Source organism: Actinophytocola sp. NPDC049390, assembly GCF_044466355.1.
In the GTDB taxonomy this organism is placed as follows: domain Bacteria; phylum Actinomycetota; class Actinomycetes; order Mycobacteriales; family Pseudonocardiaceae; genus Actinophytocola.
Window position 1 is genome coordinate 38,763 of sequence record NZ_JBITMQ010000015.1, and the last position, 12,032, is coordinate 50,794.

Consider the following 12,032-nt stretch of genomic DNA (forward strand, 5'->3'; position numbering starts at 1 on the left):
GTTATTTGCGGCGGGTGCGCGCCCGTCCCGGGCCCCGTGCGCGCCGACGTCCCTTTTTTTGGTTGGTGGGTGGGCGCCCCCCCCCCCGCCCCGCCCCCCCCCGGGGCCCCCCCCCCCCGGCGGTGGTCTTTCTGCCGCGTCCCCGTGCGTCGTGAGGAGTAACGGGGGTGCGGCCATTGTTCGTCACAACACGCTGGGGGGTAACGGATCCCCCGCGTCGTGCCGACAGACCGGACATGGGTTTTGCCGAGTGGTTGCGGAACAACCTCGTGGCGGGTTCCGACGGTCCGGGAATCCCGGACACCTCCCCGGCGGCTCGTCGTCCACAGTGGATGCGGGACGGCATGCGCGCCATGGAGATCGCCGGCGCCGACGACCTGCGCGTGGTCGGGCTGCCCGGACACCAGAACGTCCTGTGGTCCATCGTCGGCCGTGACGTGCCGGGGCTCGTGCGCCAGGACATCCACGGACTGCTGGTCGCCGAGCACGGCAACCCGTTCGACCGGCACGCGGTCGCCGTGTGGGTCGGCGGGCACCGCGTCGGCAAGCTCCCCGACGATGACGCGAGCCGCCTGCGACCGGGGCTCATCCGCCTGCAGCGGCAGCACCGCCGGGCCGTCGCGCTGCCCGGCCACGTGGGCGGGGACCAGTCGGACGGCCTCGGCGTGTACCTGACCTACGACGCGAACGCGTTCGGCCTCAGCTAACGCACGTAGTAGTCGCCCATGGTGTCGTCGTAACGGCCGGTGGGGCGGCAGCAACGGCGGAAACCGCCGTCCGGAGCCGCACGGGCACGGGTCGTTGCCACCCAGCTTCTCGACCAGTTCCTTGTCGCCGCCGACCACCCGGTCGCCGCGTTTGACCCTGGTCTCGCTAGAGGGAACCCCCTGCGGCGCTTGCTGATGGGTTCAAAAGGACGCCTCGGCGTCGTGTTCGCGGTGCATGGCTGCCTCCTCGGTCCGATGTGCTCTCACGCTACCCACGCTGTCACCCGGAATTCGGTTGGCGCGGCCGCCCGCCCGTGACACACTTGCCGTTACCCGACAGACCGAGCAAGGGGAACGCCTCATGCCTGACGCCCACGGTGGGCGTCGCCTGTAGTGCCGGTGGCGCCGTTTCCGCTGTCATCCCCCCATGCTCGTTGAAAGGGTTACCTCATCTTGTCTGCTCTGCAGTCACACATGCGCCGTGCCGCGGCGGCCGGGCGCATGACCGAACAGGTCGGTCCGTTCCTCGCCACGTTCTCGCCGGACTCGGCCAACCCGTTCCTCAACTACGCCATCCCCGTCGACGGCGCGCGGCCGTCATCGTCCGATGTGGACGCGCTGACCGAGGCGTACGCGCAGCGGGACCTGTTGCCGCGCGTGGAGTTCATGGCCGAGACCGCACCCGCGGCCGAGCGCGCGCTGCTCATCGCGGGCTGGTCGGTCGAGCGACGCATTCCCGTGATGTTGTGCCCGCCCGGGTCGGCGGTCGCGATCGCGGCACCGGCCGGTGTCGAACTGGTCGTGCCCCGCACCGACGAGGAGGTCCGCGGCATGCTGGTCGCCCAGCACGAGGCGTTCGGCGAGCCGGCGGACATCCGGGACGGCGATGTCGAGAAGGCCCGCGAACGCTTGCGTGCCGGTGGGTTCGCCGTGCTGGCAAAGGTCGCGGGTGAGCCCGCGGGCGGCGGCGTCGCCGAGGCGGTCGTCGACGGAACGACCGAGGTCGGCGGCATCGGTGTGCGGGAACCGTACCGGCGCCGTGGCATCGGTGCCGCGATGACCGCGTTCCTCACCGCGGCCGTCCACGAGGCCGGTGCCAGGACGGTGTTCCTCACCCCGGCCGGTGTGCCGGAACAGCGGCTGTACGCCCGCGCGGGCTTCACGCCGACGGGCGACATGCTGCACCTCAGCCGCTGATCTCCCGCAACCACGACACCACGACGTCCGCCTGGGCCTGCTGGAACTCACGCAGTGACGGCAGCCCCGGCGGCGCCGGGTGCCGTGCGGCGTCGGCGAAGAACGCGCCGAACCCGGCGAGCGCACCGACCGCGTCGTGGTGGTCGGCGTCGAGTATCGACAGGTCCGCGTGGCCGCCGCACAGCCGGATGTTGATCAGCAGGAGGAGCGTGTCAAGCCACGCCGCGCCGCGACAGCCGTACGGCCAGTCGACGACCGTGACCGAGCCGTCGTCGCTGACCAGGAGGTTGTCGGCCCGGACGTCGAGGTGCACGAGCGTGTCCCCGACGATCGCGTCGAGCCCGTGCTCGGCGTGGCGGCACAGCTCGTCGAGATGCGCGGCGACCCACGGGTCGAGGTGTGCTGGTGGGTCGTCGCGAAGCCGGTGCCAGCCGGTGAAGTCGGGTTCGAGCAGGTCACGGACCGTGCGGACGTCAACGGGACACGGGGTGAGCACGCGGGCCAGGTCGGCGAGCGCGGTCCGGGCGGCGGTCACGTCGGCAGGGTCGTGCCAGTCGGGGTGCCGCCCGTCGACGTCGGTGAACACCAGCGCGACCCAGTCACCGTCGTCGTGCGTGCCGAGCAGCGTCGAGGTGGGCGCGTCGTCGGGCAGCGCGGCGGCGATGGCGGCTTCGCTGCGGTGGAGGCGGGGACTGAACTCGTTCTGCGCCGCGCTGACGGCCTTGACGAACGCCCGGCCCCCGTCGACGGTCCGCACGCGATCCGCGGTACCGGGCGAGAACCCACCGGACTGCGACACGGCCTCGACGACAGCGCCGCCGAGGATCCCCTCGACCGCACGCCGCACCGACCCGGGCAGGTCACCCCACCCGATCCGCACCCCGGAAGCCACCACCATGCAGGCGATGATGCCCGGCCGACGTCACCGGCCGCATCCGGATTTCACCCGTCCGCACTGTCGGTCAGGATGTTCGGTACCCCGCCGACGGTGTCGACCGCCGCACGCAGTCGCAGCTGCGTGTCTTCCATCCACCGGCGCACCTCCGGCCACTTCGCCTGGTCCGTGATCTTGGGGCCGTGCCGACGTACCTCGATCCGGCACGCCTTGTTGTTCGGCAGGTCGTCGAAGATCAGTCCGTCACCGAAACAGGCGATGATCTCGTCACGCCGCTCGTGCAGCACTCGCCATCGCGCGAGGTTCATCGCCGGATCGGTGTGCCCGAAGTACAGCTCGGACCGGCACCCGAACATCGAGTAGGACAGCACCCAGGTCACCCCGCCGACACCGCTGGGCATGTCCCACCAGTTCTGCGGCGGCGGCGTGGACTTCGTCCACCGGTGTTGTACGACGACTGGCCGAAACTCGGTCCAGAACCGGCGGTACAGCTCCTGCTTCGGCGTGAGTCCGGCGGTCACCTGTACGGGTTCGTCCTGAATCGGCTGGAGGGGCACCGCCGGTGGCCGCCCGAGAACCACCGCGATGGCCGTGGCGGTCTGCTGCACGTGGTCGATGGCCAGGGTGACGTCGTCTGCGGAGATCGGGAGCCGTCTCGTGCCGTCGTCCGGGTCGCGATCGGCCTCGTGCGCGATGCGGTTCCTCCGGTTGACGATGTCCTTGAGCCGGACGACGGCCGAGTCCAGCTGTTTCTCGACGTTCGGCCACAACGGTTCCGCCGTGACGTGGGCGAGCGCCTGCTTGATCTTCTCGGGTGCTTGGAAGGACTGATAGCCGAAATGATCGCGCAGGTGCTCGGCGAACGCCTCCTGCAACGTTCTCGACCGGTGGTAGTGCACGTCCTCGAACATCTGCATCGGGATGCGCAGGTTGAAGAACTGGGGAGGCCGCTTCTCGCCGACGTTGAGCGCGAACCCGAGCGCACGGTCGTACAACTCGCGGTGCACCCAGTGATCAAGGGCCGAGACCGCCTGCACCCATGCCGCGCGGTACAGGTCCGCCACGTCGAAGGCGTTCACCTGCAGCCGTTGGAGGTGTTTGCCACCGCTGACCAGATCACGGGCATAGTCGAGGTTGCTGCACAGCTCGTGGTAAGCGGCGGTGGTGTGGGCCGCGACGGAATCGTCCATGTCTGAACAAATAGTTCACCGCGGCATGTTCGTTACCGCCAGATGGCCACCGTGAATTCGTCGTAGTCGTCCGGGGGGTCGGGTAGCGGTTGTGCGGTGCCTGCCGCCACACGAGCGGCGGTCCACGCGACGGCGGCGGCGTCGAGGATGTCGTCCGGGGCGGCCTGGCGACCTGCGTCTCCGAGATCGGCGGGGAAGCGGATGCCGTTCTCGGCGAGCAGTCGGCGGCGGTGTTCGAGCCCGGCCCACGTCTTCTTCGAATCAGGGATCGGATCGCCTGCCATCTCGCGGAAGCTCAGTTCCGGATGTGCCTCCACGACCCGACACGACGCCGTCCGGCGCCAGGTGTCCACCTCCCGGATCTTCGGGAACAGACCGAACGCCTGGATCGACATGCCCTCCCCGGCCAGCTGGCGGTTCACCGTGCTCGCGCGGGCATGGGTTGTCTCGGTCAGCGCCGCGCGGACCGGGGTGAGGAAGACCGACGACCGTCGGGGGCCGAGCAGCCCGCGGGCCGCCACGTCGGCGGTCCGGCGGCCGCGATCGGGCAGGCCGATCGGGATGTCGATCGCGATCACCGAGACGTCGGTGGGCAGGTCGGCGATGTGCTCCGCGTAGTGGGCGGTGACCGACGAACCCAGGCGGATGGCCACCCAGGCGGACTTGCACGCGTCAACGCCCAGAACGGGGTTGGTTAGGCTTCTGGCCGTGGCGAACACCGTGGAGATATACACCGACGGCGCGTGCAGTGGGAACCCCGGCCCGGGCGGGTGGGGCGCCGTGCTCAAGTACGGCAAGCACGAGAAGGAGCTGTACGGTGCCGAGGCGGGTGTCACCACCAACAACCGCATGGAGTTGATGGCGCCGATCGTGGCGCTCGAGAGTCTGACCCGGCCGTCCGTGGTCGCCATGTACACCGACTCGACGTACGTGCGGAACGGGATCATGCAGTGGCTGCCCAAGTGGAAGAGCAACGGGTGGCAGACCGCCGCGAAGCAGCCCGTGAAGAACGCCGATCTCTGGCGGCGGCTCGACGAGGCCGTGAAACCGCACGAGGTGCAGTGGTTCTGGGTGAAGGGCCACGCCGGGCACCCCGAGAACGAGCGTGCCGACCAGCTCGCCGTCAAGGGCGCGCAGGAGGCCGCGGGCCGCTAAATCGCAGGCGCGCCAACACAAGTACGTGCCACCATCTCGGCATGAACCACACCGAGCACGGAAACCGGGACGTCGCGCTGCGCGGCGAGATCCTGCGTACCGTCGTGGGCTCCGGTGTGCACGGAATCGCGATCGCCGGCACCGACGACCACGACGAGATGGGTGTCTACATCGAACCGCCCGCGAACGTCGTCGGGACGGACGGTGCCGCGCAGCACTACGTCTTCCGCACGCAGCCCGAGGGCGCGCGGTCCGGGCCGGGTGACACCGACCTGGTGAGCTACTCGCTGCACAAGTACCTGCGGCTCGCGATGAAGGGCAACCCGACGGCGCTGCTGCCCCTGTACGCACCCGCCGACGCGATCATCACGGTCACGCCGCTGGGTGAGGAACTGCGGGCGCTCGCGCCGAAGATCCTGTCGCGGGCGGCGGTGCACCGCTTCCTCGGCTACCTCAACGCACAGCGGGACCGGCTGCTGGGGCAGAGCAAGGGCAAGGTGCCGAGTCGGCCGGAGCTGGTGGCGAGGTACGGCTACGACGTGAAGTACGCGTCGCACGCCCTGCGTCTCGCCTACCAGGGGCTGGAAGTGGCGCGGCACGCCCGCCTCACGCTGCCCATGCCGGACGTCGAGCGGGATCGGGTGCTGCGGGTCAAGGGGGGCGAGGTGCCTGACATCGCCACAGTCCTCGCCGAGATCGCGGAGGTCCAGGCCCAGGTCGAGGAGATACTGGCGACGGGGAAGACGCCGCTGCCGGACGAACCCGACAGGAACGCGATCTCCGAGTGGGTCGTCAGCGCCCACCGGCGGCACTGGGGCTGGTGAACGCCGCCGCCAGCCTGCGCATGCCCTCGACGATCTCCTCCGGTGGGTTCGTCGTGAACGACAGGCGCATGGTGGCCGTGTCCGGTGTCGTCGCGAAGAACGGGGCACCGGGGACGAACGCGACGTTGTGGTCCAGCGCGTTACGGAGCAGGTCGGCCGTGTCGACCGGCCCGAGCAGGCGCAGCCACACGAACATGCCGCCGTCCGGGTCCGACCACACCGTGCCCGCGGGCACGGTGTCCGGGAGCGCCGCGATCATCGTGTCGCGGCGTTCCCGGTAGGCGGCGCACAGGCCGGCCACGTGCCGGTCCAGGTCGACGCCGGTCAGGTACGCGGCCGCGGCGGCCTGGTCGATCGTGCTCGTGTGCAGGTCGGCGGCCTGCTTCGCGATCACCGCGGCGGGCATCAGCGACCGCGGCGCCCGCAGCCAGCCCAGCCGCAGGCCGGGCGCGCCGATCTTCGACAGGCTGCCGAGGTGCAGCACCTTGTCCCCGTACGTCGCGAGTTGCGGCACCGGCTCGCCCCGGTAGCGCAGCTCGCCGTACGGGTCGTCCTCCACCACCCACACGTCGTGCTGTTCGGCCAGCGCGGCGATCTCCCGCCGACGGGACGCGGGCAGCGTCCGGCCGCTCGGGTTCGCGAACGTCGCCACCACGTACACGAGCGTCGGGCGGTCGCGCTCCAGCACCTCCGCGAGCGCCGACGGGACCATGCCGTGCTCGTCGCTGGCGACCGGCACGACCCGCGCGCCCGCGAGCTGGAAGCACTGCAGGGCCGCCAGGTAGGTGGGTTCCTCGACCGCCACGACGTCGCCCGGTTCGAGCAGCGCGGTCGTCACCAACGTCAGTGCCTGCTGCGAACCGGTGGTGACGAGCAGGTCGCTGTCGGCGGTCGGCAGGCCGCGGCGCGTCATCCGCTCGGCGAGCACGCCGCGCAGCACGGGGTTGCCCTCGGTCGTGGCGTACTGGAGGTTGCGACGGTCCTCCGCGGCCTTCGCGAACGCGTCCCGCCAACCGTCCACATCGAACAGTTCGGGTGCGGGAAGCCCGCCCGCGAACGAGATCACCTCCGGCCGCTGCGTCAGCGCGAGGAGATCACGGACAGGCGAACTCTTCACACCCTGGAGCCGACGAGCCGGAGACATGCCGCGATGTTAACGAACGCTCACGTCAGGCTGCCAGTACCAGCCCACAGGGCGGGACGCCGGGGTGGCTGGTTGGATGAACCGGTACGCCGGAAGCACAACCAAGGAGGAAACGCATGGCGCTCGAGAAGCCCGTGGTCGACCCCGTCGAGGGCCCTGCCCCGGCCGACCTGGTCGTCGAGGACATCACCGTGGGCGACGGCGACGAGGCGAAGCCCGGTCAGAGCGTGAGCGTCCACTACGTCGGCGTCGCGCACTCGAACGGTGAGCAGTTCGACGCGTCGTGGGATCGCGGCGCACCGTTCAGCTTCCCGCTCGGCGCGGGCCGCGTGATCGCGGGCTGGGACCGCGGCGTGGCGGGCATGAAGGTCGGCGGCCGCCGTCGGCTGGTCATCCCGCCGCACCTCGGCTACGGCGACCGCGGCGCGGGCGGGGCGATCAAGGGCGGCGAGACCCTGATCTTCGTAGTGGACCTGCTCGGCGTGCAGTAGCCCGGGACCAGAGCTTGCCATTTGGATCTTTGTGCGACGTCTTGGCCTGATCAGCGGTTACCTCACAACCACCGACCACCCGCGGTCAGCTGGTGACGCCGGGTCGGGCCAACACGTTCAGATCCGGGGATGCGGGCTGGTCAGCAGTCTGTCCATGATCGGCCACAACGTCAGCGGGTTCTCGACGTGGACGTTGTGGCCGGTCGCGGGCAGCACCACCCCGTCCGGGTCGACCGCCTGCAGCTGGTCGGGCGGGCACATCGGGTCCCGCTCCCCCGCCGCCAGGATCGTCGTGCCCTTCGCGGCCGCGAGCAGCGCGGGCACGTCCGGCGCGCCGACCCCGAACGCCTTCGGGTCCACCGCGACCCGCCAGCCGTCAGGCCCCTCGACCACGCCCGCGTCGGCACGCGGTGAGTCCGGCGTCACGAGCCCGACCAGCCCGGAAACCTTCAGCCAGCGGTCGACGGCGTCGGCACGCGTGGCGAACACCCGTTCGGGCTTGGCCGCGACCTCGGCCGCCTTCGCCAGCTCGGCTTGCGACCAGTTCAGCTTGATGCCGACCCCGCACGCACCCGTGACCTCGAACCCGTAGCTGCCGTCGGTCAGCATCAGCGCCAGCACGCCGCCGAGCGAGTGGCCGAGCACCACCACCTGCCGACCGGACGGCACCAGTTCGGCGACCGCGGCCGCCATCGACGCGAACGTGTACTCGTCGAGCCGGTCCGACCGGCCGTGGCCGGGCAGGTCGGGGGCCAGCGTCTCCCCCGGCCAGTTGCGCTCGAGCAGGTCGTGCCAGACCTCGCCGGTCGCGCCGAGGCCGTGGAGCAGGAGCAGGACGGGGTCGCCGCCGACGTCGTGCCGGGCGAGGTGCAGGTTCGTCACACCTGTAGATCGTGCCGCATGACGGGCCAGAATGGTGGTCGTGCCGACCGACACCGCTGTCCTCGTCAACCCCGACACCTACCTGACCGGCGTGCCGCACGACGTGTTCGCGCGGCTGCGTGCCGAGGCCGCGGTCGTGTGGATGGCCGAACCGGCGGTGCCGCCGTGGCCGGAAGGGCCCGGGTTCTGGGGCGTGGTGCGGCACGCGGAGATCAAACAGGTCATGCGGGACCCGGCCACGTTCTCCTCCTACGCGCGGGCCACGCAGATCGTCGACCCGCCGGACGACGTGGCGCTCGCGTTCGTCCGCCAGATGATGCTCAACCAGGACCCGCCCGCGCACTCGCGGCTGCGGAAGATGCTGACCCGCGCGTTCACCCCGAAGGCCATCGCGCGGCTGGAGGACCGGATCACCGGGTGGGCGAACGAACTGGTCGACCGGGTCGCCGACGACGGCCGGTGCGACTTCGCGGAACTGGCCGCCGACCTGCCGCTGCGCACCCTCGCCGAGATCTTCGGTGTGCCGCACGAGGACCGCTGGCTGATGTACGACTGGAGCAACCGGGTCATCGGCTACCAGGACCGGGAGTACGCGGTCAGCGCGAAGGCGAGCGCGGAGGGCTCGACGGAGATGGCGCGGCGTGCCATGGCGCTGCGCCCCGAACCGGACGAGCACGGGCTGCTGCCCGACCAGCGAACTCGCGAAGGCATGCCGGACCTCTACGCCTACGCCCACGACCTCGCCGAGCACAAGCGCCGTGTGCCCGGCGACGACGTGCTGACGAACCTCGTCGCCGAGGGCATCACGACCGGCGAGTTCGAGAACATGTTCTGGCTGTTTTCCGTGGCGGGCAACGAAACCCTGCGCAACGCGCTCCCTGGTGGCATGCACACCCTGCTGTCCCATGTGGACGAATACCGGAAACTTGTGCGGGACCGGGCTTTGCTGCCGGGCGCGGTCGAGGAGATGCTGCGCTGGTGGTCACCGGTGATGCGGTTCCGGCGCACGGCCACGACCGACACGGTGCTGGGCGGTCAGGAGATCCGCGCCGGGGACAAGGTGGTCGTGTGGTTCTCGTCCGGCAACCGGGACGAGCGCGTGTTCCCCGACCCGGACACGTTCGACGTGACCCGAACGCAGAACGACCACCTGAGCTTCGGTCACGGCCCGCACTACTGCATCGGCGCGCACCTGGCGAAGGTGCAGATGCGGGCGCTGTTCACGGCCGTGATCGACCGACTGGGCGAGGTAGAGCCCGCCGGTGAGGTCGTGCGGCTGCGGTCGAACTTCCAGCACGGCGTGAAACACCTGCCGATCGCGTGGTGAAAGGCGGTGCTTTCCCCCGGGGAGCAAGGGAAAGCACCACCGGCTCCACCTAGCAACCCCCGCAGTTGTAGTACGTGACGTCCCAGTGGTTGCTTTCCAGGAAGTAGATGTTCCCGGACCCGGACCGCCACTTGTTGCCACCGATGTAGGTGAAGTTGTTGCGGATGTAGTTGCCGACGCAGGTGTAGAGGCTGTAGTCGAGTTTGTAGCCGTTCCAGTGGCTGTACGTGCCGCTGGCGTGCCCGACCTCCGTGCCACCGGTGATGTTCAGCGCGCAGCCGCTCGCCGACTTGAGCGTCTGCGCACCCTGGATGGTGGCCAGGTTGACCTGCTCGAACGACGTGCAGGTCGAGTTGTAGCGGTCACTGCAGTTGCCACTGGACGACCAGGTGATGCCGGACGACCGCAGCATCGACGTGGCCTGCGAGTGGCTCAGCTTCGTGACGTACGGCCCGACGTCGGCGGCCGCGGCCGGGCGGTCGAAGACCGGGTCGACCTCCTTGGGCTGCGCCGATCCCTGCGCGGCCGTGGCGGTGAACAACAGGGCGGTGGCCGCCGAGACGGCCGTGACGAGCGCTCGGACCACGATTTTTCGCATGGCGGAATCTCCGTTCCACAGGCAGGGCCACGCGGGCGGGGATGAGCAGGGGCCACGCACCCGCGGGCGGTAGAACGCTTTCGCCAGCCGACGTTAGTAGTTACTGACCAGATGTCATAGTGCTGGATGAGAAATTTTCCAACTCGACATTCCCATGGTTCCCAATACGTCCACGGCGTTCCGCGACCGCCAGCGCGAGGGCGATCAGGATCAGCGCGACCGCGACGAGCATCGCCACCGCGAACCCGAAGGCGGGTGCCCCCGCGGCACTCGCCACGGCGTGGAACACCGCCGCGAGGAGCGCCGTGCCGACCGCCGTGCCGATCCGCTGCCCGGTCTGCAGCACCCCGCTCGCGACCCCGGCCATGCGGTCCGGCACGCACGCGAGCGTGAGCGTGGTGTTCGGCGAGATCACCGCGCCGCCGCCGATCCCGGCCACCAGCAGCGGAAACTGGATCGCCCAGATCAGGTGCTCGCGGCCGACGGTCACCCCGAGCAGCGCCACCGCGCCGAGGCCGACGGCGGCGAGCGCCAGCCCGGTGATCGTCACCCGCCTGCCGAACCGGTCGACGTGCCTGCCCGCCACCCACGACGACACCGCCGAGCCCAGCGAGAACGGCGTGACCGCGAGCCCGGACTCCAGCGGCGTGAGGCCCAGGTCGGACTGGAGGTACACGGCGAACACCAGCCAGATGCCGGCGAACCCGCAGAAGTACACGGCGACGATCGTCGCCCCGGACGGGTAGCCGGGGGTCGCGGTGAACAGCCGCGTGTCCACCAGCGGCACCCGCGCGGCCGCCCGCCTGCGCCGCTCCCACCGCAGGAACGCCCAGCCCAGCGGCAGCGCGACCACGAACAGCCACCAGAACCGGCGGATCCCGTCCGACTCGGACAGCACCACCGGGAACAGCACGCACAACACGGTGAGCCCCAGCAACAGGACGCCGCCGTAGTCGATGTCGGCGCGGGTGGTTCGGCGTGGCGTCCTCGGCACCAGCAGCAGCGCGAGCGCGATCGTCAGCAGGCCGACCGGCAGGTTCACGAGGAACACCCAGCGCCAGCCGTCCGGCTCACCGGCGACACCGAGGATGAACCCGCCGATCACCGGTCCCGCCGCCGTGGACAGGCCGATGGTGGCGCCGAGCAGGCCAAACGCCCTGCCGCGCTCCGCGCCGCGGAACAGGTCCTGGATCAGCCCGCCGTTCTGCGGGGTGACCAGCCCGGCGACGAGGCCCTGCAGCAGCCGCGCGACCACCAGCAGAGTCAGAGTCGGCGCGAGCCCGGCGAACACGCTCGTCGCGACGAACCCGGTCAGCGCGACCAGGTACATGTTGCGCCGCCCGAACGCGTCGCCGAGCCGCCCGCCCGCCACCAACGCCAGCCCGAACGTGAGCGGGTAGCCAGACACCACCCACTGCACGCCGCTTTCCGACGTGCCGAGCCCCTGCTGGATGGACGGGATCGCGACGGTCACGATGCTCACGTCGAGCAGGATCATGAACCCACCCGCGAGCGTCACGACCAGCGCACGCCACCGGCGCGGATCAGTGCCCGGCTCGTACTCGGTCGGCTGCGTCGATGCTCGGCTCACCACTGATGTCTACCCACATCGGCGCGCGAGT

At 70.4% G+C, this 12,032-nt stretch carries 13 protein-coding genes and 1 pseudogene; 6 read left to right on the forward strand and 8 right to left on the reverse strand.

Annotated elements, in window-relative coordinates; genetic code table 11:
- Positions 1 to 236: 236 nt before the first annotated feature.
- A complete protein-coding gene (locus tag ACIBVP_RS34820) occupies positions 237 to 707 on the forward strand; it encodes a hypothetical protein (protein ID WP_396110708.1) in 471 nt (156 codons plus the stop codon).
- Between the two features lie 60 nt (positions 708 to 767).
- Here ACIBVP_RS34820 and ACIBVP_RS34825 read toward each other — a convergent pair.
- Positions 768 to 845, reverse strand: a pseudogene (locus ACIBVP_RS34825) (SEC-C metal-binding domain-containing protein); the annotation flags it as partial.
- 315 nt (positions 846 to 1,160) lie between these two features.
- On the opposite strand from ACIBVP_RS34825, the gene ACIBVP_RS34830 reads away from it, so the two are divergent.
- On the forward strand, positions 1,161 to 1,904 hold the full coding sequence (locus tag ACIBVP_RS34830; RefSeq protein ID WP_396110709.1) for a GNAT family N-acetyltransferase: 744 nt from the start codon (positions 1,161 to 1,163) through the stop codon (positions 1,902 to 1,904).
- On the opposite strand, the gene ACIBVP_RS34835 is transcribed toward ACIBVP_RS34830, so the two are convergent.
- Genes ACIBVP_RS34835 through ACIBVP_RS34845 form a run of 3 tightly spaced genes read right to left on the reverse strand, consistent with a single transcriptional unit; the run spans position 1,894 to position 4,723 of the window.
- Positions 1,894 to 2,802 (reverse strand): phosphotransferase, encoded by a 909-nt coding sequence (locus tag ACIBVP_RS34835; protein ID WP_396110710.1) that lies wholly within the window; start codon positions 2,800 to 2,802, stop codon positions 1,894 to 1,896. The two genes, ACIBVP_RS34830 and ACIBVP_RS34835, sit on opposite strands and share 11 nt — an antisense overlap.
- Before the next feature lie 44 nt (positions 2,803 to 2,846).
- Positions 2,847 to 3,989: a DUF4268 domain-containing protein gene (locus ACIBVP_RS34840; protein ID WP_396110711.1), complete on the reverse strand. Its 1,143-nt coding sequence runs from the start codon at positions 3,987 to 3,989 to the stop codon at positions 2,847 to 2,849.
- 32 nt (positions 3,990 to 4,021) lie between these two features.
- Positions 4,022 to 4,723, reverse strand: coding sequence for a DUF429 domain-containing protein (locus ACIBVP_RS34845; RefSeq protein ID WP_396110712.1), 702 nt, complete (start codon positions 4,721 to 4,723; stop codon positions 4,022 to 4,024).
- Between ACIBVP_RS34845 and rnhA the strand changes: the two genes are divergently transcribed.
- Both rnhA and ACIBVP_RS34855 read left to right on the forward strand, forming a co-directional pair.
- Complete coding sequence (gene rnhA, locus ACIBVP_RS34850) at positions 4,698 to 5,144, forward strand: ribonuclease HI (protein ID WP_396110713.1); 447 nt, start codon at positions 4,698 to 4,700, stop codon at positions 5,142 to 5,144. The two genes, ACIBVP_RS34845 and rnhA, sit on opposite strands and share 26 nt — an antisense overlap.
- 41 nt (positions 5,145 to 5,185) lie before the next feature.
- Positions 5,186 to 5,968, forward strand: coding sequence for a DNA polymerase beta superfamily protein (locus ACIBVP_RS34855; RefSeq protein ID WP_396110714.1), 783 nt, complete (start codon positions 5,186 to 5,188; stop codon positions 5,966 to 5,968).
- On the opposite strand, the gene ACIBVP_RS34860 is transcribed toward ACIBVP_RS34855, so the two are convergent.
- Positions 5,937 to 7,085: a PLP-dependent aminotransferase family protein gene (locus ACIBVP_RS34860; RefSeq protein ID WP_396110715.1), complete on the reverse strand. Its 1,149-nt coding sequence runs from the start codon at positions 7,083 to 7,085 to the stop codon at positions 5,937 to 5,939. The two genes, ACIBVP_RS34855 and ACIBVP_RS34860, sit on opposite strands and share 32 nt — an antisense overlap.
- 143 nt (positions 7,086 to 7,228) lie before the next feature.
- Between ACIBVP_RS34860 and ACIBVP_RS34865 the strand changes: the two genes are divergently transcribed.
- On the forward strand, positions 7,229 to 7,603 hold the full coding sequence (locus tag ACIBVP_RS34865; protein ID WP_396110716.1) for an FKBP-type peptidyl-prolyl cis-trans isomerase: 375 nt from the start codon (positions 7,229 to 7,231) through the stop codon (positions 7,601 to 7,603).
- Positions 7,604 to 7,720: 117 nt separating this feature from the next.
- Here the strand turns inward: ACIBVP_RS34865 and ACIBVP_RS34870 are convergent, their stop codons facing one another.
- Entirely contained in the window at positions 7,721 to 8,485 is a 765-nt protein-coding gene (locus ACIBVP_RS34870) for an alpha/beta fold hydrolase (protein WP_396110717.1), read from the reverse strand.
- A gap of 40 nt (positions 8,486 to 8,525) precedes the next feature.
- Between ACIBVP_RS34870 and ACIBVP_RS34875 the strand changes: the two genes are divergently transcribed.
- Entirely contained in the window at positions 8,526 to 9,812 is a 1,287-nt protein-coding gene (locus ACIBVP_RS34875) for a cytochrome P450 (RefSeq protein ID WP_396110718.1), read from the forward strand.
- A 49-nt stretch (positions 9,813 to 9,861) separates the two neighbouring features.
- Here ACIBVP_RS34875 and ACIBVP_RS34880 read toward each other — a convergent pair whose 3' ends face one another.
- Positions 9,862 to 10,410, reverse strand: coding sequence for a hypothetical protein (locus ACIBVP_RS34880; RefSeq protein ID WP_396110719.1), 549 nt, complete (start codon positions 10,408 to 10,410; stop codon positions 9,862 to 9,864).
- A gap of 100 nt (positions 10,411 to 10,510) precedes the next feature.
- Positions 10,511 to 12,001 carry an MFS transporter gene (locus ACIBVP_RS34885; protein WP_396110720.1) on the reverse strand — a complete coding sequence of 497 codons (1,491 nt, stop codon included), beginning with the start codon at positions 11,999 to 12,001 and terminating at the stop codon, positions 10,511 to 10,513.
- Positions 12,002 to 12,032 lie beyond the last annotated feature (31 nt).

Excerpts from the sequence above, each read along its gene's own strand:
- ACIBVP_RS34835 (WP_396110710.1), bottom strand. The coding sequence starts at position 2,802 with ATGGTGGTGGCTTCCGGGGTGCGGATCGGGTGGGGTGACCTGCCCGGG.
- ACIBVP_RS34880 (WP_396110719.1), bottom strand. The coding sequence starts at position 10,410 with ATGCGAAAAATCGTGGTCCGAGCGCTCGTCACGGCCGTCTCGGCGGCC.
- ACIBVP_RS34820 (WP_396110708.1), top strand. The coding sequence starts at position 237 with ATGGGTTTTGCCGAGTGGTTGCGGAACAACCTCGTGGCGGGTTCCGAC.
- ACIBVP_RS34855 (WP_396110714.1), top strand. The coding sequence starts at position 5,186 with ATGAACCACACCGAGCACGGAAACCGGGACGTCGCGCTGCGCGGCGAG.
- ACIBVP_RS34865 (WP_396110716.1), top strand. The coding sequence starts at position 7,229 with ATGGCGCTCGAGAAGCCCGTGGTCGACCCCGTCGAGGGCCCTGCCCCG.
- ACIBVP_RS34840 (WP_396110711.1), bottom strand. The coding sequence starts at position 3,989 with ATGGACGATTCCGTCGCGGCCCACACCACCGCCGCTTACCACGAGCTG.